At 75.0% G+C, this 19,826-nt stretch carries 11 protein-coding genes and 1 tRNA gene; 4 read left to right on the plus strand and 8 right to left on the minus strand.

Going from position 1 to position 19,826, the window contains the following annotated elements:
- The first annotated feature begins 103 nt into the window (after positions 1–103).
- The gene (locus E7Z53_RS08925; RefSeq protein ID WP_017833616.1) at positions 104–847 is read left to right on the plus strand and encodes a PspA/IM30 family protein; all 744 of its coding nucleotides are present in this window, start codon (positions 104–106) and stop codon (positions 845–847) included.
- Positions 848–968: 121 nt separating this feature from the next.
- Here E7Z53_RS08925 and E7Z53_RS08930 read toward each other — a convergent pair.
- The 3 genes from E7Z53_RS08930 to E7Z53_RS08940 form a co-directional block, all read right to left on the minus strand.
- A tRNA-Met gene (locus E7Z53_RS08930) sits at positions 969–1,045 on the minus strand.
- Between the two features lie 46 nt (positions 1,046–1,091).
- Positions 1,092–4,079, minus strand: coding sequence for a UPF0182 family membrane protein (locus tag E7Z53_RS08935; protein ID WP_031283016.1), 2,988 nt, complete (start codon positions 4,077–4,079; stop codon positions 1,092–1,094).
- A 157-nt stretch (positions 4,080–4,236) separates the two neighbouring features.
- Positions 4,237–5,316: a YlbL family protein gene (locus E7Z53_RS08940; protein ID WP_109222094.1), complete on the minus strand. Its 1,080-nt coding sequence runs from the start codon at positions 5,314–5,316 to the stop codon at positions 4,237–4,239.
- A gap of 216 nt (positions 5,317–5,532) precedes the next feature.
- Between E7Z53_RS08940 and E7Z53_RS08945 the strand changes: the two genes are divergently transcribed.
- Positions 5,533–7,023, plus strand: coding sequence for a zinc-dependent metalloprotease (locus tag E7Z53_RS08945; protein ID WP_109222093.1), 1,491 nt, complete (start codon positions 5,533–5,535; stop codon positions 7,021–7,023).
- Here E7Z53_RS08945 and E7Z53_RS08950 read toward each other — a convergent pair.
- A complete protein-coding gene (locus tag E7Z53_RS08950) occupies positions 6,999–7,568 on the minus strand; it encodes a M48 metallopeptidase family protein (protein ID WP_255219485.1) in 570 nt (189 codons plus the stop codon). The two genes, E7Z53_RS08945 and E7Z53_RS08950, sit on opposite strands and share 25 nt — an antisense overlap.
- Positions 7,569–7,731: 163 nt before the next feature.
- Here E7Z53_RS08950 and E7Z53_RS08955 point away from each other — a divergent pair, with 163 nt between their 5' ends.
- Positions 7,732–8,553 (plus strand): ThiF family adenylyltransferase, encoded by an 822-nt coding sequence (locus E7Z53_RS08955; RefSeq protein ID WP_158279204.1) that lies wholly within the window; start codon positions 7,732–7,734, stop codon positions 8,551–8,553.
- Here E7Z53_RS08955 and E7Z53_RS08960 read toward each other — a convergent pair.
- Together E7Z53_RS08960 and nudC are read right to left on the minus strand one after the other, a co-directional pair.
- On the minus strand, positions 8,544–10,376 hold the full coding sequence (locus E7Z53_RS08960; RefSeq protein ID WP_017833443.1) for an ATP-dependent helicase: 1,833 nt from the start codon (positions 10,374–10,376) through the stop codon (positions 8,544–8,546). The two genes, E7Z53_RS08955 and E7Z53_RS08960, sit on opposite strands and share 10 nt — an antisense overlap.
- Positions 10,370–11,455, minus strand: coding sequence for an NAD(+) diphosphatase (nudC, locus tag E7Z53_RS08965; protein ID WP_258299430.1), 1,086 nt, complete (start codon positions 11,453–11,455; stop codon positions 10,370–10,372). The genes E7Z53_RS08960 and nudC overlap by 7 nt, the downstream gene beginning before the upstream one ends.
- Before the next feature lie 103 nt (positions 11,456–11,558).
- Between nudC and E7Z53_RS08970 the strand changes: the two genes are divergently transcribed.
- A complete protein-coding gene (locus E7Z53_RS08970; protein WP_176337623.1) occupies positions 11,559–12,737 on the plus strand; it encodes a phosphotransferase in 1,179 nt (392 codons plus the stop codon).
- On the opposite strand, the gene E7Z53_RS08975 is transcribed toward E7Z53_RS08970, so the two are convergent.
- Both E7Z53_RS08975 and E7Z53_RS08980 read right to left on the minus strand, forming a co-directional pair.
- The gene (locus E7Z53_RS08975; protein WP_176337624.1) at positions 12,713–16,201 is read right to left on the minus strand and encodes an ATP-dependent helicase; all 3,489 of its coding nucleotides are present in this window, start codon (positions 16,199–16,201) and stop codon (positions 12,713–12,715) included. The two genes, E7Z53_RS08970 and E7Z53_RS08975, sit on opposite strands and share 25 nt — an antisense overlap.
- A gap of 59 nt (positions 16,202–16,260) precedes the next feature.
- A complete protein-coding gene (locus E7Z53_RS08980; protein ID WP_176337625.1) occupies positions 16,261–19,695 on the minus strand; it encodes an ATP-dependent helicase in 3,435 nt (1,144 codons plus the stop codon).
- Positions 19,696–19,826: the final 131 nt, after the last annotated feature.

Consider the following 19,826-nt stretch of genomic DNA (forward strand, 5'->3'; position numbering starts at 1 on the left):
TCTGACCCTCGTCCACCCCGTGACCCCTGACCGACCCACCGTCCCCGACCGACCCATGATCCCGGGAGCCCCTCCCGGGAAGCACCAGAGGAGAGAAGGAACCATGATCAAGCAGTCCATCTTCGGCCGCATCGCCCAGCTCGCGAAGGCCAACATCAACGGCATGATCGACGCCGCCGAGGACCCCCAGCTCATGCTGGACCAGATGGTGCGCGACTACACCGAGAACATCCGCGAGGCCGAGGCCGCCGTCGCGCAGACCATCGGCAGCCTGCGCCTGCTCGAGCAGGACCACGCGGAGGACGTGCGCGAGTCCCAGGAGTGGGGCAACAAGGCCCTCGCGGCCTCGAACAAGGCCGAGGAGTACCGGGGCGCCGGCAAGTCCTCCGAGGCCGAGAAGTTCGACAACCTCGCCAAGGTCGCCCTCCAGCGCCAGATCCAGTACGAGACGGAGGCGCGCGGCGCCGAACCGCAGATCCAGTCCCAGACCCAGGTCGTGGAGAAGCTCAAGGACGGGCTCAACAAGATGCGGGGCAAGCTCCAGGAGCTGTCCAACAAGCGGGACGAGCTCAACGCCCGGCAGAAGACCGCGCAGGCGCAGTCGCAGGTCCAGGACGCGCTCAAGGCCTTCGACGTGCTCGACCCGACGAGCGAGGTCTCCCGCTTCGAGGACAAGATCCGCCGCGAGGAGGCCCGTGTCCTGGGCCAGCAGGAGCTCGCCGCGTCCTCCCTGGACGCGCAGTTCGAGTCCCTCGAGTCCCTGGGCCAGCAGTCGGAGATCGAGGCCCGGCTCGCCGCCCTGAAGTCCCGCAACGCCGAGCGGATCGTCTCCTCCGAAGAGGTCTGACCCCGCCCCGTCCCCGGGCACGGAAGAGCCCCCACGGCTGCGGCCGTGGGGGCTCCTTCCCGGCCGGGGTCCTCCGGGCAAGGCGAAGGCCCCCGGACCGTGACGGTCCGGGGGCCTTCTGTGGTTGCGGGGGCAAGATTTGAACTTGCGACCTCTGGGTTATGAGCCCAGCGAGCTACCGAACTGCTCCACCCCGCGGCGACATGTATGACTATACGTGCCGCGGGGTGGACCCGCAAATCGGCTACTCGGCGGGCTGCTCGGCCGGCTCCTCGGGGGCCAGGGCGCCCTCCGCCTCGGGGGCGACGACGCCGTCCGCCTCGAGCGCCCGCTCGATGGCGTCCTGCAGCCGCTGCTGGGCCTCGCCGTAGGACGTCCAGTCGCCGTCCTGCAGGGCCTCCTCGGACTCCTGGATCGCCTGGTTGGCGTCGCTGAGGGCGTCCTCGAGGCTGGCGCCGCCGGCCGGGGCCTCGGCCCCGTCCTCGCCGGCGCCGTCCGGGCTCCCGGCCTCCGCCTCGTCGACGCCCGCACCGGACGACGTCTGGGCCCCGGAGTCGCCCTGGAAGACCTCGTCGAGGGCCTCCTCGAGGGTCGGCGCGAAGCCCACCTCCTCGCCGAAGCCGACGAGCACGCGCCGCAGCGTCGGGTACGCGGCGTCGCCCGAGGACTGGACGTAGACGGGCTGCACGTAGAGCATGCCGCCGCCCGCGGGCAGGGTGAGCAGGTTGCCGTTGATGACCTCGGAGGCGCCCTGGCGGAGCAGGTTCAGCTCCGTGGAGACGTCGGTGTCCGAGTTGAACAGGTTCTGCGCCTGGCCCGGGCCGGGCACCACGGACGAGCGCGGCAGCTCCAGGAGGCGCAGCGTCCCGTACTCGTCGCTCTTCACGCCGTCCTCGCCGGTGCCGGCGTCGGAGTTGGCGGAGAGGTACCCGTACATCACGTTGCGGGTGTTGCCCGTCTCCGACTGCTGCGGGATGAAGGAGGTGGTGAGCGAGAAGTTGGCCTCCTCCTCACCGGGCATCCGCATCGACAGGTAGTACGGGGGCAGCGCCACGTCCGAGTCCTGCGTCGGGTCGTTGGGCACGGACCACACGTCGTCGTTCTGGTAGAAGCTGCCGGAGTCCGTGACGTGGTAGCGGTTGAGCAGCTCCCGCTGGACCTTGAACATGTCCTGCGGGTAGCGCACGTGCGCCATGAGCTCCGCCGACATCTCGGAGTAGGGCTTGAGCGTGCTCGGGAAGACGTTCTGCCACGCCTTCAGCACCGGGTCCTGGTCGTCCCACGCGTACAGGTTCACCGAGCCGTCGTAGGCGTTGACCGTGGCCTTGACCGAGTTGCGGATGTAGTTGACCCGCTCCGGCGGCAGGGCCGCCGCGGCGCCCTGGGCGGTCTGCGTGTCCTGCGTCGCCTCCTGCAGCACCGACGGCGTCGAGTACGGGAAGGCGTCCGAGGTGGTGTAGGCGTCCACGATCCACTGGACCTGACCGTCGATGATGGCCGGGTACGGGGCGCCGTCGACCGTCAGGTACGGGGCGACCTTCTCGATCCGCTCGCGCGGGTCCCGGTCGTAGAGGATCTGCGACTCCGGGCGCACGGCGTCCGAGAGCAGCATGTCCGAGGACTGGAACTTGATGCCGTAGGCGAGCCGGTTGAAGAAGTTGCCGATGCTGGGCCCGCCGTTGCCGGCGAACGTCGTCTTGGCGTCGCCGGCCTCGTCGCCGGCCGTCTGCGGGCGGTCCAGCTCGAGGGGCTCGTCGCCCTCGGCGCCGCCCACGATGGAGTACAGCGGGGAGTTCTCGCCGAAGTAGATGCGCGGCTCGTAGTCGTCCGAGATCACGCCCCGGGACGGGATGCCGGACTGCATGAACTGCGGCTTGCCGTCCACCTCGACCCGGTTGCCGTAGGCGGCGACCACGCCGTAGCCGTGGGTGTAGACCACGTGCTGGTTGAACCACCCCTGGTTCTGGTCGGGGTTCAGCTCACGCGTGGCGATGACGGTGTCCTGGACCTCGCCGTCGATCTCGTAGCGGTCCACGTTGAGGGTGTCCGGGAACTGGTAGTAGGGGCGGAACTGCTGCAGCTGCGAGAACGCCGCCGAGACCACGTTGGGGTCCAGCAGACGGATGTTCGAGGTGGTCTCGGTGTCCTGGCGCAGGGCGCCCTGCTCGGTCTCCGTGGTGGCGTCGTACGGCATGACCTCGGCCGCGTCCAGCCCGTAGGCCGACCGGGTGAGGTCGATGTTGCGCTGGATGTACTGGCTCTCCAGGGCCTGCTCGGTGGGCGTGACCTGGAAGCGCTGGACGATCCACGGGTAGATCCCGCCTGCCACCACCGCGACCACGAGCAGCATGGCGGTGCCGATGATCGGCAGCCGCCAGCGGCCGATGAAGGACGCGACGACGAACAGGATCGCGACGATCAGCGCGGCCGCCGCCAGGATCGCCTTGGTGGGGATCACGGCGTTGACGTCGGTGTACAGCGCGCCGGTCCACGTCCCGGACGTGGACTGCAGCGTGGAGTACCGGTCCAGCCAGAAGTTCGCGGCCTGGAGCAGCAGGAACAGCGCGGCCAGCACCCCCAGGTGCACACGGGACGCCCGGGTGGTGCTGAGCCCCCGCTCGGTGATCCGGATGCCGCCGTAGACGTAGTGCATCAGGATCCCCGCCACGCCGGCCAGCAGGATCGCCGAGACCAGGAACCCGATGAGGAAGCGCAGGAACGGGAGGGTGAAGACGTAGAAGCCGATGTCGAGGCCGAACTGCGGGTCCTCCTGGCCGAACGGCTCCTGGTTGAGGAACAGCAGCACGGTGTCCCACTGGGTCATCGCCGTGCTCGCCGCGAAGAGCCCGAAGAGCACGGGCACCACCACGATGACGATCTTGCGGACCGGCTCGAGGGCCTCCTGGTAGCGGCGCAGGTTGTCGTCCACGATGGACTCGGCCGTGATGGGCCGGCTGCGGTAGGCGAGGAAGAGGCTGGCGAACATCAGCGCCGCCACGAGCACGGCGGCGACCACGAAGATCACGATCTTCGTGACGTTCTCGGTGACGAACACGCTGAGGTAGCCCAGCTGGTCGTACCACAGCACGTCCGTGTAGAGCTGCGTCAGTCCCACGAAGGCGGCCACGAGGACCAGGACGACCACGACCGTCGGCCACAGCGCACCCCGTTTCCGCCGCTGTCCTGCTGGCTGCTGCCTCGGTGGTCGGGGGGCTGTGGGTCCGGCGGTCACTGGTTACCTCTGCAATCGGGGTCGTTCGTCAGGTGTGGTGCGTGAAGTCGTGGGGTGCTGCCTGCGTCGAGGAGGAGCGCCGCCGGCGGGTCGCCGGGGCACCCCGTCCATTCTGCCCGCGGGCTTCTCGGGGGTGCAATCGTGCACACGGCGCCCGTCATCGGGCGGCGCACCCCGGCAGCGCGGAGAGGTCCCCGCCGCTCCCGGCGGCCTCGGCGGCGGCCACGGCGTCGTCGAGGGTGCGCACGGACACGACCGTCAGCCCCTCGGGGACGTGGCCCTGCGCCTCGGCGCAGTTGTCCGCCGGGGCGAGGAAGACCTCCGCCCCGGCCGCCGCGGCCCCCTCGAGCTTCTGCCGGATGCCGCCGATGGGCCCCACCTCCCCCTCCGGGGTGATGGTGCCGGTGCCGGCCACGTGCCGGTCCCCGGCGATCGAGCCCGGGGTCATCTCGTCGACGATCCCCAGAGCGAACATCAGCCCCGCGCTGGGCCCGCCGACCTCGTCGAGCTCGAACGCCACGTCGATCGGGAAGTCGTAGGCGGCCAGCAGGAACACGCCGAGCTGCCAGTTCCCCGACGCCTCGTCGCGCACGGTGTCCACCTCGACGTCGCGCGGCGACCCGGCCCGCTCGACCTGCAGGGTGACGCCGCGCTCCCCCGCCGCGTCGAGAGCCGACTTGAGGGACGGCAGCGACGAAACGGGCTCCCCGTCCACGCCGCGCAGGACGTCGCCGTGCTCGAGCACCCCCTCCGCGGGGCCGCCCGGGACCGTGTCCTGCACGGAGAGCCGGGTGCTGAAGTCCTGGCCCAGGTGCGTCAGCGCGGCGGCGACCGAGTCCTCCTGCGAGCTGCTCATCGCCGCCATGCTGTACTGGTCGGCCTCCTCCCCCGACACGTCCCGGGGGTAGAGGGTGTCGGCCGGCACCACGGAGGCGGACGGGTCCAGCCAGGACCCGAGCACGGTGAGCACGTTGACGTTCTTGTTGGGCCCGCCGGTCACGTAGACCGTGGTCAGGTCCAGGACGGAGTCGCTCGGGTAGGTCGGGGCGCCGGAGACCCCCAGCAGCTGCCGGCCGTCGTGCTCCCCCACCGTGTTGAACGTGGGCCCGGGAGCCTCGATCACGAACGGGGCGGGCAGCACCGCCCCGGCCAGCAGCAGCCCGGCGGAGCCCAGCAGCGCCCAGGACTCGAGACCGCGGCGGCGCAGGGCGCGGCGCGGGCGGGGGGATGCGGTCACGGGCGGTCCTCGGCGTCGTCGTCGGAGGGACCGGAGGCTGTGAGGCCGCACGGTCCGGACGGTCCAGCTTATCGCGCGCGACCCGGCCCTGAGCTTCCAGCGAACTGGGAGTTGGCTCATGGTCGGCCCCGTCCGGTGCTCGCTACGCTGGGAGCAGAGACGTCGGGCGCGCCCGTGCCGCCCGATCCCCCGACCCGATCGAAGAACGGTGGACCCATGACTCCCCAGCCTCCCAACGACCGCCCCGGGAACACCCCGGGCGACGACTCCGGCGACGGCCCCAAGGACCCCTTCCAGGAGATGCTCGAGCGCCTCATGGGGCAGAGCGGGATGAGCCCGGAGGACCTCCAGCGCGCCGGCGTGCCGGTGGACCCCCAGGCGATGTCGATGATGTTCCAGCAGATCCAGTCCATGATGGGCGCCGGGGCGTCCGAGGGACCGGTCAACTGGAAGCTCGCCCACGACCACGCGCGGCAGATCGCCGCCGCCGACGGCGACCCGTCGGTGACCCCCGCCCAGCGCGGCGCGGTCGAGGACGCGATGCGCCTCGCCGAACTGTGGCTGGCCGACCACACCGAGTTCGGCCAGACCTCGATCCGGCCCCAGGCGTGGTCCCGCGCGGAGTGGATCGAGGCCACCCAGGAGACCTGGAAGGACATGACGGGCCCGGTCGCGGAGTCCGTGACGAAGGCGCTCACCGACGCCCTCACCCAGCAGCTGCCCCCCGAGCTGTCCGCCATGATGGGCGGGGCCTCGGGGATGCTCGCGGGCGCCGGCGGGATGCTGTTCGGGATCCAGCTGGGCCAGGCCATCGGCGGCCTGTCCCGCGAGGTGCTGTGCTCCACCGACATCGGCCTCCCGCTCGCGGAGGGCCGCTCCGGGCTGCTGCCCGCCAGCATCAGGGCCTTCGGCGAGGGCCTGGACATCCCCGCGCAGGAGATCATGCTCTACGTCGCCGTGCGGGAGGCGGCGCACGTCCGGCTGTTCGCGGCGAACCCGTGGCTGCGCCAGCACATCCTGGACCTCGTCAAGCGCTTCTCCGCGGGGATCCACATCGACATGTCCCGCATCGAGGAGGCCGCCCGGGACATCGACCCGATGGATCCCTCGAGCATGCAGGAGGCCCTGTCCTCCGGGATCTTCGCCCCGCAGCAGACCCCGGACCAGGAGGTCACCCTCAAGCGGCTCGAGACGGTGCTCGCCCTCGTGGAGGGCTGGGTGCACGTGGTCACCGTCGCCTCGACCGCCAACCTGCCCTCCGGGGAGGCCCTGTCCGAGACCGTCCGGCGGCGCCGCGCCGCCGGCGGGCCCGCCGAGCACGCGTTCGGCTCCCTCGTGGGGCTCGAGCTGCGCCCGCGCCGGCTGCGCGAGGCCGCGCAGTTCTGGGAGTACGTCGGCGAGCGTCGCGGGGTGGAGGACCGGGACGGCCTGTGGGACGCCGCGGAGCTGCTGCCCACCGACGAGGACCTGGACGACCCCGCGGGCTTCACCGAGCGCCGCGGGCTGCTCACCGCGTCCGAGGACGAGGTCGACGCCGCGCTCCAGCGGCTGCTCTCGGGCGGCTACGAGGGCCCCGACGGCGGGCCCGGCGCGGACGGCGGTCCGGCCACGGACCCTGCTCCCGGCGCGGACGGCGGGCCCGGCACGAGCGGCGGTCCCGGGCGGCCGGAGGACGACGGGCCTCAGGACGGGGACGGCTCCCGCTGATCCGCGCCGGCGCGTCCTGCGTGCCGGTGCGCCCACGCGGCGCCGTCCAGGAACGCCCGGGCCTTCTCGGCGAGGGGGTAGCGGGCCTCGAGCTCCCGGAACCGGGTACTGTGGTCGGCCTCGAGCAGGTGCGCGAGCTCGTGCACCAGCACGAAGTCGAGCACCCACTCCGGGGCCTGCTGGAGCTGCGCCGAGATCCGGATGACGCCGGTGGCCGGCGTCGCGGAGCCCCACCGGGTGTGCTGCCGCCCGGACCACCGTACGTCCGAGGGCCGGGCGCGGCCGTCGAGGTGTCGCCGCGACAGCTCGTGGGCGCGCTGCAGGAGGTGGTCGTCGGAGCGCCGGTCGGCGCCCTTGGCCGCCTCGCGGCGCCGGCGCTCCACGACCCGGGGCACCAGCTCCCGGGTCCAGTGCTCGATCTCCCGCCGGGTGGCCGTCTGGGGGACCGAAAGCACCACCGTGTCCTCGCTCCAGTGGGCGGACACGGTCTTGCGCCGGCGGGCGGAGCGGCGCACGACGACCTCGGGCTGCGACGGTACGGGCATGGGGCCATTGAACACGCCGCGGGCACGGGCCGCGAAACGCCGGCACGCGCCCATGTGCACGGCGCTCCGCCGTGCACTGTGGACGACCCGCCGGCGGGCGCGCCGCGGGCACGGTCCGGGCGAGAGTGACGACGTCCCGCCCGCGCGTCCCGGAAGGCGTCCCGTGCCCACCACTCCGTTCCCCGGCCCTCCTCAGGGTTCCCCGCACGACCCGGAACTGCGCCTGTCCTGTCTCGAGCGGCCCCGTCCGGACGAGGTGCACGTCCTGCTCCTGGGCCTGGACGGTCTCGCGGCGGCGCTGGCCGTGCGCCTGCTGCGCTGCGGCGTGCTCGGGCTCAACGTCAGCGACACCGCGCCCGTCGCGGCCGCCGACCTCGGGACCGGCGCGTACCGGCCCGCGGACGTCGGCCGGTCCCGCGAGGCGGCCCTGCGCCGGCGGCTGCGCGAGCTCGACCCCCGGTGCGCCCCCGTCAGCGCGCCGGAGCTGTTCCCCGGGGCGCTGCTGCCGGGCACGGTCGTGGTGCACAGCTCCGGGCGGCCCGCCCCGGACGGCCGGCTCCCGCCCGGAGCGGTGGAACCGGAGGCGTGGGCGGGGATCGACCCCCGCCACCCGGTGGTGTCGCTGCACCACGCCGACGGGGTCCTGCTGCGCTGGCCCACCGTGCCCTGGGCGCACCGGCCCTGCCCGGACTGCGTGCGGGCGACGCTCGAGCACACGCAGCCCCGCACGGCGCCGCACGGCCCCGCCGCCGTCCTCGCGGCGTGGGCGGGCGCGGCCCACGCGGAGGCCGTCGCGGTCCGCCTGGCCGTCGAGGTGCTCGCGGTGGCCCTGGACTCGCTGTGCGGCGCCGGAGCCGAGGGGCACGGGCACCGGGAGCAGGGCGGCGCGGGACGCGCCGCCCTCTACGCCCCGCCGTGGCCGGACGCGGTGTCCTGGCCGGAGCCGGACCGGAGCCGGTGCCTGTGCGGGCTCGATCAGGCGTGAGCGCGGGCGCCGCCCGGGCGGGACCGGCGCGGGGCCGGGCGGTCTCCGCCGGTCTCCCGCAGGGCGTCGAGGAAGCGTGAGGGCTTGCGCGTGGGCCGGCCGCCCGGGGTGCGGGACAGGGTCCAGGACAGCACGAGGTGCTCCCGGGCGCGGGTGATGCCCACGTAGAGCAGCCGGCGCTCCTCGTCGATCTCGTCGGCGGTCTCGGCGAAGCCGATCGGCATGAGCCCCTCGCTGAGGCCCGCCAGGAACACGGCGTCCCACTCGAGGCCCTTCGCCGAGTGCAGGGACGCCAGGGTCACCCCATTCATCACGGGAGCGTCCTGCTGGGCCATGCGCCGCTCGAGCTCCGCGGCGAAGTCGGGGAGCACGAACTGCTCCTCGCGGGCGGCGGCCTCCGCGGCCATCCGGTCCGCGAGGGAGACCAGCGCGGCCAGCGACTCCCACCGCTCGCGCACCGCGCCCGTGGAGCGCGGCGCGCGGTCCGAGTAGCCCAGCGAGGAGAGGATGTCGCGCACCAGGCGCGTGGGCTCGTCCGAGGCCTCGGCGGCCCGCGCCGCCGTGCGCAGCTGCACCACGGCCTGCTTGACCTCCGGCCGGTTGAAGAACCGCTCCGTGCCGCGCAGCTGGAAGCCGATGCCCGCCTCCGCGAGCGCGGTCTCGAAGGCCTGCGACTGCCCGTTGGTGCGGAAGAGGACGGCGATCTCGGACGCGGGCACACCGTCGTCGACCAGGTCCCGGATGCGCGCCGCGGTCCCCGCCGCCTCGGCCTCGTCGTCCGCGTACTCGTTCCAGGACGGGGGCGGCCCGTCCGGGCGCTGCGCCACCAGGCGCAGCGGGGTGGCCCAGGCGCCGGGGGTCGAGCCCCGCGCCGGCCGGCGGGCCGCGAGCAGGCGGTTGGCGGTCTCCACGACCTGCGGGGTGGAGCGGTAGTCGCGCACGAGCTCGATCACCCGCGCCTGCGGGTGCCGGGCCGGGAACTCGAGCAGGTGCCGGGAGGTGGCCCCGGTGAAGGAGTAGATCGTCTGGGAGGCGTCGCCCACCACGCAGACGTCGTCCCGGCCCCCGAGCCAGGCGTCGAGGAGACGCTGCTGCAGCGGGGAGACGTCCTGGTACTCGTCGACCACGAAGTGCCGGTACTGCTCGCGCACGGTCGCGGCGACGCGCTCGTCCTCCTCGAGCACGGCCACCGTGAGCAGCAGGACGTCCTCGAAGTCGATCAGGTGCCGGTCGGTCTTGAGCTCCTCGTAGGACTGGTACAGGCGCTGGACCGTGCGCACGTCGTAGTTCAGCGGCATCTCCCGCCCGGCCGCCCGCGTCGGATAGGTGTCGGGGGTCAGCATCGAGACCTTGGCCCACTCGATCTCGGCGGCGAGGTCCCGCACGGCCGCGCGGTCCGTGGACAGGCGCATGTTCTGCGCGGCCTCGGTGATGAGCCGCGCCTTGTGCTCCACGAGCCCGGGCAGGGGCCCGCCCACGGCCTGGGGCCAGAAGTACTGCAGCTGGCGCAGGGCCGCGGCGTGGAACGTGCGCGTCTGCACCCCGGCGGCCCCGAGCTCGCGCAGCCGGTTGCGCATCTCGTTGGCGGCGCGGGCGGTGAACGTCAGGGCCAGGACCTTCTGCGGGGTGTAGACGCCCGTGGCGATGCCGTAGGCGATCCGGTGGGTGATGGCCCGGGTCTTGCCCGTGCCGGCGCCCGCGAGCACGCACACGGGTCCGCGCAGCGTGGTCGCGACCTCCCGCTGCTCGGGGTCCAGGCCGGCGAGGATGCGCTCCTCGAGGGTCGACTCCACGTCCGTGCCGGTCTCGCTGCTGGTCACCACGCGGTCTCCGGCAGGTCCTCGCCGAGCCAGTGCGCGATGAGCGCGTGCGCGATCGAGACCCGCCCGGGCAGGGTCACGGACCCGGTGCGCGCCGCCTCCCGCAGCTGAGCCCGCGTGAACCAGCGCAGCTCCAGGATCTCCTGGCCGTCCGGGACGGCCGCGCCGGAGCGCACCACGGCGCGGCAGCCGAGCATCAGGGAGCGCGGGAACGGCCAGGGCTGGGAGCCCAGGTACTGCACGTCCCCCACGGTCAGGCCCGCCTCCTCGGCGACCTCGCGGACCACGGCCTGCTCCAGGGACTCCCCCGGCTCCACGAACCCGGCGAGGGTCGAGAACCGGTTGCCCTTCCAGAGCGCGGAGCGGCCGAGCAGCAGCCGCTCCCGGTCGGGGTCGGGGTCGCCGTCACTGACCGCCACGATGATCGCGGGGTCGGTGCGCGGGAAGTGCAGCGACTCGTCGTTGGGGCACCGCCGGGCCCAGCCGGACCGGATCACCTCGGTGGGCTCCCCGCACTGCGGGCACCGGGGGTGGTCCCGGTGCCACAGTCCCACGGACTGAGCGGTGACGAGCAGCGAGGTGTCCCCGGTCGGGAGCACCGGGCCGAGCTCCCGCAGGCCGGCCCAGCGCAGCTCCTCCCCGCCCCGGCCGGAGGCGAACGCGGTGACGGCCGCCACGAGGGGCTCGGGCACCGCGAAGGGCTCGGCCGCGGCGTCCTCGCCCCCGGGCTCGGGGGCGGCGACGGCGCGCAGCAGGACGCGGGGGCCGGGGGCCCCGTGGGCGCCGGGCAGCCGGCCCAGGTAGACCTCCGGCCGGCGCGGGTCGTGGGGCACGGCCGGGAGCTCGGCCGCGGGCACCAGGACCAGGGCGTCCCCGGCCACGGGGGCGAGACCGCCCGCGAGCACGAGCACGAGCGTGGTGGGGTCCTGCGCGGCGAGCACGCGCACGTCGTGGAGCTCACGGTCGACGGCGTCGCGGTCGAAGGCCGTCGCCGCGAACGGCAGGCGGGCCGGCGAGAGACGCTCGGGGGCGGGCACGGGGCGGGAGCCGGAAACGGGCTCGGAAGGGGTGGAGGCGGGCACGTCCCCCACTGTAGCGACCCGGGCGGACCACGGGTCCGGCGGGTGGGGACGGGGACGGCCGCCGGACCTCTTGCAGGGCCGGGCCTCTTGTAGGGTGGACGGCGTGAGCACGTCCCTCGAGCACCTGGCCGCCGTCGCCGCCGCAGGCGTCCCCGGACTCGCACCCGTGGCCGTGGGGCCCTCCCCCGACGACGACGCCGACTTCCGCTCCGCCGTGGTCCTCGACGCCTCCGGCCGGCGCTGGCGGGTGCGTTCCCCGCTGAGCCCCGAGGCGAGCGTCCGCCTGGAGACCGAGCACCTCGTGCTCCGCTCCTTCACCCCCGCCGTCCGGTCGCGTCTCCCGTTCCTGGTCCCCACCGCCGCCGGCTCCGTGGCGCACGGGGACCTGCACGCCTTCGTGCACTCCCACATCGAGGGCGCCCCGCTGGACATCGACGCGCTCGCCCGCATGGCCGCCGAGCCGGACCCCGAGCACCACCGGCACGTGCCGAGCGCCGAGCCGCCCCCGACGCTCACCGTGCAGCTCGGGCGGCTCCTGGCAGCGATCCACGCCCTGCCGACCGCGCTGGTCCTGGACGCCGATCTGCCCGGCTACACCGCCGAGCAGTGCCGGCAGCGGCGCCGCACGGAGCTGCGCCGGGCCGCCGACACGCGGCGCGTGCCGGCCGCGCTGCTGCACCGGTGGGAGCATGTCCTGGAGGACCGTGCCGTGTGGCGGTTCCGGCCGCGCGTGGTCCACGGCGACCTGCAGGAGGACGACCTCGTGATCTCCCGCGGACGGGTGCGCGGGGTGACCGGGTGGACCGACCTGCACGTGGGGGATCCCGCCGAGGACTTCGCGTGGCTCTTCGCGGCGCGCGACGCCCGCCTCGCCGAGGGGGTGCTCGAGGCCTACGCCGCGGCCTGCCGCCGCACGTCCTTCCAGGCGCCCGACGGGGCACCGGACCCGCACCTGCTGGACCGGGCCCGGCTGGACGCCGAGCTCGCCCTGGCGCAGTGGCTCGTGCGCGGCGTGGACCGCGGCGCGCAGGACCTGGTGGCCGACGCGGAGCAGATGCTCGCCACGCTCGAGCAGGACGTCGCCCGGCGCCCCGAGCCGGTCGCGGCCGCCCCGGAGACCGCGCCGGCGGCCCCGGGGCAGGACGACGCCTCCCAGGACGCGGCCCCGGACCGCGCGCCCGGGGACACCGCCCCGGCCGGCGGCCCCGAGGCCCCCTCCGGCCGGACGCCGCCGACGGGACCGGGCGGCGGCCCCGCTCAGGGGCGCAGCACCACGTCGTAGGCCTCCCGGACCACCGCCTCGAGCTCCTCGGCCCCGGACAGGTCGTGCGGACGGACGACCCGGTCCTCGGCCACGTAGTAGAACGCGGCGGTGACCTCCTCGAGCGGGACGGCCCGCAGCCGGGACCACGCGAGCCGGTACACGGCCAGCTGCGCCGACCGCTCCTGCAGCTCCCGGCCGGAGGGTGCCCGCCCGGTCTTCCAGTCGACCAGTTCCCACGTGCCGTCGCCGTTGCGGAAGACGGCGTCCACCCGGCCGCGGACCGTGACCCCGGCGATCGGGGTCTCGAGAGGGAACTCCACGGCGTACGGCTGGCGGTCGGCCCACGGGCTGGAGCGGAACGTCGCCGCGAGCTCGGGGAGGTCGTAGGCCGCGTCGACGTAGTCGTCGGCGGTCCCGGGCAGCTCCCCGACGTCGAAGATCGCGGAGCTGCCGTAGTACTGCTCGATCCAGGCGTGGAAGGTGGTGCCGCGCCGCGCCGCGGTGCCGGGCCGGCGCGGCATGGGCCGGCGCAGGCCCGACACGACCTCGAGCGGATCGCGCGCGAGCGCCACCAGGGTCGAGGCCGAGACGTGGGACGGCATGGGGACGGTCCGCTCGGCCCGGCCGTCCTCGTGCCGGGCGAGCAGGATCTTCGCCTCCTCGGACCACCGGCGCGGGTCCGGCGCGAGCCCGTCCCGCTCCGCGACGCCGAGCAGGTCCTCGACGTCGAGGTCCGCGGTGTCCTCGAAGCCGCGCTCCCGCACCGCGCGGGCGGCCCGCTCGAGCACGGCCCGGCGGCCCCGGTGCGGGGGCGGGCTCACGCGCACGGCGCTGTGCCCGTACTCGTCCGTCACGGTCTCGGTGACCTCGGGGCCCTCCAGCGGGTCGTACGGCCAGGGGGCGCTCAGCACGGTGGCGGCGGCCGGGTTGCGGGCCCCCTCCGGGACCTCGGCCCAGGGGCCCGGGCGGACGGACGGCTCGGGGCCCTCGGTGAGCGGTGCCAGCTCCGCGACGAACACGGAGGGCTCCTGGCCCTTCGCGGCCGTGCCCCGGAACACGGTGCAGGACAGTTCCAGGACCTCGCGGGCCCGGGTCACGGCCACGTAGGCGAGACGGCGCTCCTCGTCCTCGGCGTGCTGGGCGGCGAGCTCCAGGAACTCCGTGTGGGACTCCTCGAGGGCCTTGAGGTCGCTCGTGTCCACGGCCCACTGCGGCAGGAACCGGGCGTCACCGCGCAGCGGCCAGGCCAGGGTCCCGGTGTCGAGGGTCCAGCGGGAGGGCCGGTCGGTCGGGAAGTTCCCGGCGTTGAGTCCCGGGACGTAGACGTGGTCCCACTCGAGGCCCTTGGAGGCGTGGACCGTGACGAGCTGGACGGCGTCGTGCCGCGTGCGGTCGGGGCCGGGCTCGAGCCCGTTCTCCTCCGCCAGGGTGACGTCGAGCCACGCGAGGAACGCCGAGACGTCGCTGCTCGCGGAGAACGCGGTGAAGGACTGCGCGGCCTCGTGGAACGCGTCCAGGTTGCGCCGCGCCTGGTGGACGGGGCGGTGGGGGTGCGCGGCGACCTCGACGTCGAGGCCGAGCACCGTCTCCACCTCGTGCAGCAGGCTCGGCAGGTCGTCGGAGAGGAAGGAGCGCAGGTGGTCCAGCTCCGTCCGCAGCCGGATCAGGCGCTCCCGCGCGGTCTCGGACAGGGTGCGGGCGTGCGCGGACGTCCAGCCCGGCCACGGGAGGGTCTCCAGGGCCTCGATCAGCGACGCGTGGTCGGAGAGGTCGGGCTCGACGAGGGCGTCCTCCTGGGCCTCCTCCGCGGTGACCGGGCTCTCGAGGTCCTCGGCCCGGCCCGCCTGCGCGGCCTCCGTGCGGCGGCGTTCCAGGTGGGACGCCCAGTCGGCGAGGGCCATGAGATCCCGGGTCCCGATCCGCCAGCGGGCCCCCGCGAGCAGCCGCACGAGCGCGTCCGAGCGGCCGGGGTCGTCCAGCACCCGGAGGGTCGCGACGACGTCGGAGACCTCCGGCGTGCTGAGCAGCCCGCCCAGGCCCACGACCTCGTAGGGGATGCCGCGGGCGGCGAGCTCCCGGCGCACGGGCTCGATCTGGGAGCGCTTGCGGCAGAGCACCGCCATGGTGGGCATCTGCTCCTCCGGGTCGCCGCGGTGCTGCTCCCGGCGCTCCCGGACGCGCTCCGCGAGCGCGACGGCCTCCTCGACGTCGGTCGCGTACCGGCTGATCCGCACCCGGCCGGTGCCCGCCCCGGGACGCGGGGTGAGCTCGGGGACGGCGAGGGAGGACGTGCTGCGCGCCCACGCCGGCAGGGTCCGCAGGGGCGCGGCGATGGTGTTGGCGACGTCCAGGATGCTCGCGTCGTTGCGCCACGCCGTGGTGAGGAAGCTGGGCTCCCCGTCCTGGCCGGGCGCGACCGGGAAGGAGTCGTAGAAGCCGAAGAGCTGCCCGGAGGAGGCCCCGCGGAAGCCGTAGATCGACTGCTGGGGGTCGCCCACGGCCATCACGGAGTGCCCCTGCCCGAAGAGCGCGGCGAAGAGCCGCAGCTGGGCGTGCGAGGTGTCCTGGAACTCGTCGAGCAGCACCACCCGGTGTCGCTCCCGCTCGGTCCGGCGGGCTGCCGGGTCCTGCTCCGCGAGCCGGGCGGCGGCGGAGAGGAGGTCGCCGAAGTCCATGGCCTGGGCCTCGCGCTTGCGCCGGGCGAAGTCGGCCACGAGCTCGGCGAGGACCCACGCGGTGCGCTGGTTGTCCTCGACCTTCTTCAGCTGGGCGCCCAGGGTCTTCTTCCGGCGCCCCGGCGGTGTCGTGGCCAGCGCGCCGAGCAGCTCGGCCGCGAAGCGCTCCACGTCCGCCGGGTCCACGAGGTGCTCCGCGCACGCCGAGGCGAGGTCGAGGACGGCGGCGACCATGGTCGACTTCGCGGGCATGGTCTCGAGCAGCTCCCCGGTCCAGGCCTCCACGGTCTGCGCGGCGAGCTGCCACGTCCGGGCCTGGCCCAGCAGCGTGGTGTCCGGCTCGATCCCGATCCGCAGCCCGTAGTTGCGCACGAGCGTGTTGGCGTAGGAGTGGTAGGTGCTGACCGTGGGGTCCTGGGGAGCGGCCGGGAGGTCGTCCTCCTCGGCGTGGGCCGGAGCGACGAGCCCCTGGGCGCGCAGCCGGGCGAGCCGGGAGCGCATGCGCTCCCCCAGCTCGCCGGCGGCCTTGCGGGTGAAGGTCACGCCGAGGACCTGGTCCGGGGCGACGACCCCGTTGGCCACGAGCCAGACCACCCGGTCGACCATGGTCGCGGTCTTGCCCGAGCCCGCGCCCGCGACCACCAGCCGGGGGGTGAGCGGGGCCGAGATCACGGCCGACTGCTGGGCCGTGGGGAGGTTGCCGCCGAGCAGCTCGGCCAGCTCCTCGGGACTGTACCGGGGCTCGACGCCGCCGTAGGGGTGCTCGGCGGCGTCGAGCCGGGTGCGGTCGTCGGGGGCGTCGGTCATGGGCGCTGTCGTCTCCTGCTGTCCGGGTGGGACGGGGCCGGGATCCGTCCGAACGGTCCTCACGGTTCGCTCACCTGCCGCCCCTCGGCGCACAGCGGGCAGATCTGCGGCAGCTTGCACCCGTGCCCGTTGAAGGCGCCCTCGGCCTGGTCGTGGCGGGCGGTGAACCGTTCCCCGGCCACGAGCTCCGCGGCCCGGGTGATCAGGTCCCGCGCCCACGTGGCGTCCGGGTCGAGGGGGTCCTGCTGCTGCACGGAGGGGGACTTGGCCCGGGTGCCGAGCTGGACGAGCAGGGCGCCGCCGGAGAGCTCCGTCACGGTGCCGCCGGGCAGCTCGAGGACGGTCTCGTCCTGACCCGCGACCATGGCTGTGCCCGCTCCCGCCGTGAGCGCCACCTGGTAGGCCGCGAGCTGCGGGTGCTCGGCGATCTTCGCCCCGGCGGGCTGGTTCCGGCCGGTCTTGAGGTCGACGACGACGTAGCGGCCCTGCTCGTCGAGCTCCAGGCGGTCCACGCGGCCCCGGAGCAGGGCGTCGCGCGCCCGCCCCTGGACGAGCACGCTGAACGCCCCCTCCACGGAGGCCAGCCGGCGGCCGTGCTTGCTGCGGGCGTCCAGGACGTACTGGGCGAACTTGCGCAGCATCTGCCGGGCCCGTTCGAGCTGGACCGCGGACTCCCAGGTCTCCGGCAGCCCCAGCGTGGGCCAGCGGCGCTCGAGCTCGGCGACGAGCTCGGTGCCCGACGCCTCCGGCAGCTCCTCGGCGATGGCGTGCACGAGTGAGCCGAGGCTGCGGCTGAGGTCGGTCGCGGCCTCGGCCCGCGAGGCGGCCACGAACCAGTCGAGCGGGGACCGGTGGATGGTCTCGATCCGGGACGGGGAGACGGGCACGGGGACCCCGTCGTCGAAGACGGGCGCCGTGCTGGAGAGCTCCGCGGCGCCCCACCAGGTGTCGGGGTGGGCGCCGGGCACCGGGCGCGGGGAGGAGGAGATGCGGTGGAGCAGCCGGGCCGCGGCCTCCGAGCGCACGGGGTCCTCCTCGTGCAGCTGGACCCACTGCCGCAGCTCGGCCACGAGGGCGCGCAGGGTCATGGGCCGGGGGGCGTCCACCACGGCCCGGGCGCCTTCCCCGGGCCGCGAGCCCGGGGGGTCGACGAGGTCGAGGAACTCCGAGGGCTGCTCGTCCTCGCCGGAGGCCGCCGTGACCACGAGCGTGCCGCAGCTGCGGGAGACGGCGGCGGAGAAGGAGCGCAGCTCGTCGTGGCGGACCTCGCGCATGCGGGTGACCGGGGTGACCCGCGCGGCCTGGTCGACGCCGAGGTCGAGCGCGTCCGTGAGCAGGTCCGCGCCGAGCAGCTGCCCGCGCAGGCGGGTGTTGGGCCACACGCCCTCCTGCACGCCGGCGACGAAGACCACCGGCCACTGCCGGCCCGCGGCGGTGGCGGGCGTCATGATCTCGACCGTCTCGTCGGTCGGGGCGCGGGCGGCCAGGGTGTCCATGGGCAGCTCCTGGTTGTCGATGTAGTCCAGGAACTGGGCGGGGCCGGCCCCGGGAAGGTGGTCCACGTAACGCTCGGCGGACTCGAACAGGCCCACCACGGCGTCGAGGTCGCGGTCGGCCCGCTCCCCCGCCGGGCCGCCCTCCAGTGCCCGGCGCCGCCAGGACTCGGCGACCCCGGCCGCCTCCCACAGCGCCCACAGGACGGTCTCGGCCGTGGCGCCCTCCTCCCGGAGGGCACGGGTCCCGGCCGCGAGCATCCGGGCGATCCGGCGGGCCGGCACGGAGCGCACGCCGGCGGCGTCGAGCGCCCCGGGGGCCACGAGGGCCTCCACGAGCAGGTCGTCGCTGGTGCGCCGACCCCCCGCGGCGAGCTCCTCCGCCCGGAGCCGCTGGCGGAGCCGGCGGACGTCCATCGGGGAGGCGTTGCCGATCCGCGAGGAGAGCAGGTCGACGGCCGCCTGGACCGTGAGGGCGCCGAAGTGCGCGTCCTCCTCGCGGTCCGCGGCCGCCGCGGCGGCCTCGGTCACGATGCGCAGGGCACCCAGCAGCGGGCGCACCGCGGGCTCGTCGCGCACCGGCGTCTCCGCGGCGGAGGTGCTGACGGGCACCCCGAGGGCGGAGAGCTGGCGCTCGAGCCCCTCCAGGTAGCGGCCGTTGCGCACGACCACGGCCATGTCCGCCAGCGGGACGCCGTGCACCAGGTGGCGCTCCAGGACCTGGTGCGCGATCCAGCGGGCCTCGTGCAGCGGCGAGGAGAGCACCACCGTGGTGACCTCTCCGGGCGCCGCGCGGTCTCCGGTGCCGTCCACCGCGACGTCGGCCGGCGCGGTCGCGGTGTCCGCGCCGTGGCCCGTGTCCGCAGCGCCCGGGGCGCTCCCGGCGGGCCGGAGGGCGCGGGGGTGCCGGGCCCCGGCCACGGCGGGGATCCGCTCCGCCACGCGCTGCCACACCTCCGCGACGGCCCCGGGCATCCGCCGGCTCGTGCCCAGGGGGTGCCGCCGCAGGGGGCGCGCGGGCTCGGCGAGCCGGTCCTCGAGGGTGCGCAGCAGGTCCGGGCGGGCCCCGCGGAAGCCCTGGACCACGGTGTCCGTGCAGGCGGTCAGCACGGTGTCCCGTCCCCGGCACAGCACGGCGAGCAGCCGGTGGATCGAGGGCGTCGCCTCGTGCAGGTCGTCGACGAGCACGAGGTCGAGGCGCTCCTGCTCGGCCCGCAGGAACTCCGGCTGCTCCTCGAGGACCCGCGCGGCCTCCGTGACGAGGGCCGCCGGGTCGTAGGACTCCGGCATCCGCAGCCGGCGCACGGCCTGGTACTCGGCCTGCATCGTGGCGGCCGCCGCCCAGTCCGGGCGCTCCAGGCGCCGGGCGAGGCGGCGGAGGTCGTCGGGGGCGAGGTCGTACTCGGACATGCGGTCGAAGAGCTCGCGCACCTCCTGCCGGAAGCCGCGGGTGGCGAGCGCCTCCCGGAGGTCCGGGGGCCACACGACGGGGGCCCCGAAGCCGGCGGCGTGCCCGGCCATGAGCTCGCCGATCAGCACGTCCTGCTCCGGGCCGGACAGCAGCTTGGGTCCGTGCGCGACGCCCGGGAGCAGTCCCTGGTTCTGGGCCCGCCGGAGCAGGTCGAAGGCGTAGGACTGCCAGGCCCGCACGGGCGGGGAGCTCATGGTGGCCGAGACCGCGGCCGTGAGGTCGTCCCGCAGCCGGGCCGCCGAGAGCCGGGACGGCGTGAGCACGAGCAGCCGGTCCGGGTCCAGGCCCCCGCCGATCCGGCGGGCCGCCAGCTCCACGAGCACCCGGGTCCGCCCGGTCCCGGGGCCGCCGAGCACGAGCCGGGGGCCGCACCCGGCCGGGAGCCCGGCGATCTCCTCCTGCTCGGGGTTCGGCCGCCACGGGGCGCGCTCCGGCGCGGAGCCGTGCGGCGGCACCAGGGTCCAGCGCACCGGCCCCGCCCCGGGCAGGGCGGAGCTCGTGGCGTGGGTGCTGTCCTCGGTGTGCCGCATGGGTCTCATCTCATCACGGGACTCCGACGGTCTAAGCGCTCCGCGTCCGTGCGTACCCGGACGGTTCCGGACCGGTGCGCACGGAGGCGTCGGCCGGGGCGGCCGCGTCCGTGGCGGGTCGGAGGGGGCCG

Origin of the sequence: Kocuria salina (genome assembly GCF_013368965.1) — a bacterium.
In the GTDB taxonomy this organism is placed as follows: Bacteria; Actinomycetota; Actinomycetes; order Actinomycetales; family Micrococcaceae; genus Kocuria; species Kocuria rosea.

What these genes read in the sequence shown, in the direction of transcription:
- E7Z53_RS08925 (WP_017833616.1), top strand. Translation starts at nt 104, where the DNA reads ATGATCAAGCAGTCCATCTTCGGCCGCATCGCCCAGCTCGCGAAGGCC.
- E7Z53_RS08945 (WP_109222093.1), top strand. Translation starts at nt 5,533, where the DNA reads ATGACTCCCCAGCCTCCCAACGACCGCCCCGGGAACACCCCGGGCGAC.
- E7Z53_RS08950 (WP_255219485.1), bottom strand. Translation starts at nt 7,568, where the DNA reads ATGCCCGTACCGTCGCAGCCCGAGGTCGTCGTGCGCCGCTCCGCCCGC.
- E7Z53_RS08975 (WP_176337624.1), bottom strand. Translation starts at nt 16,201, where the DNA reads ATGACCGACGCCCCCGACGACCGCACCCGGCTCGACGCCGCCGAGCAC.
- E7Z53_RS08980 (WP_176337625.1), bottom strand. Translation starts at nt 19,695, where the DNA reads ATGCGGCACACCGAGGACAGCACCCACGCCACGAGCTCCGCCCTGCCC.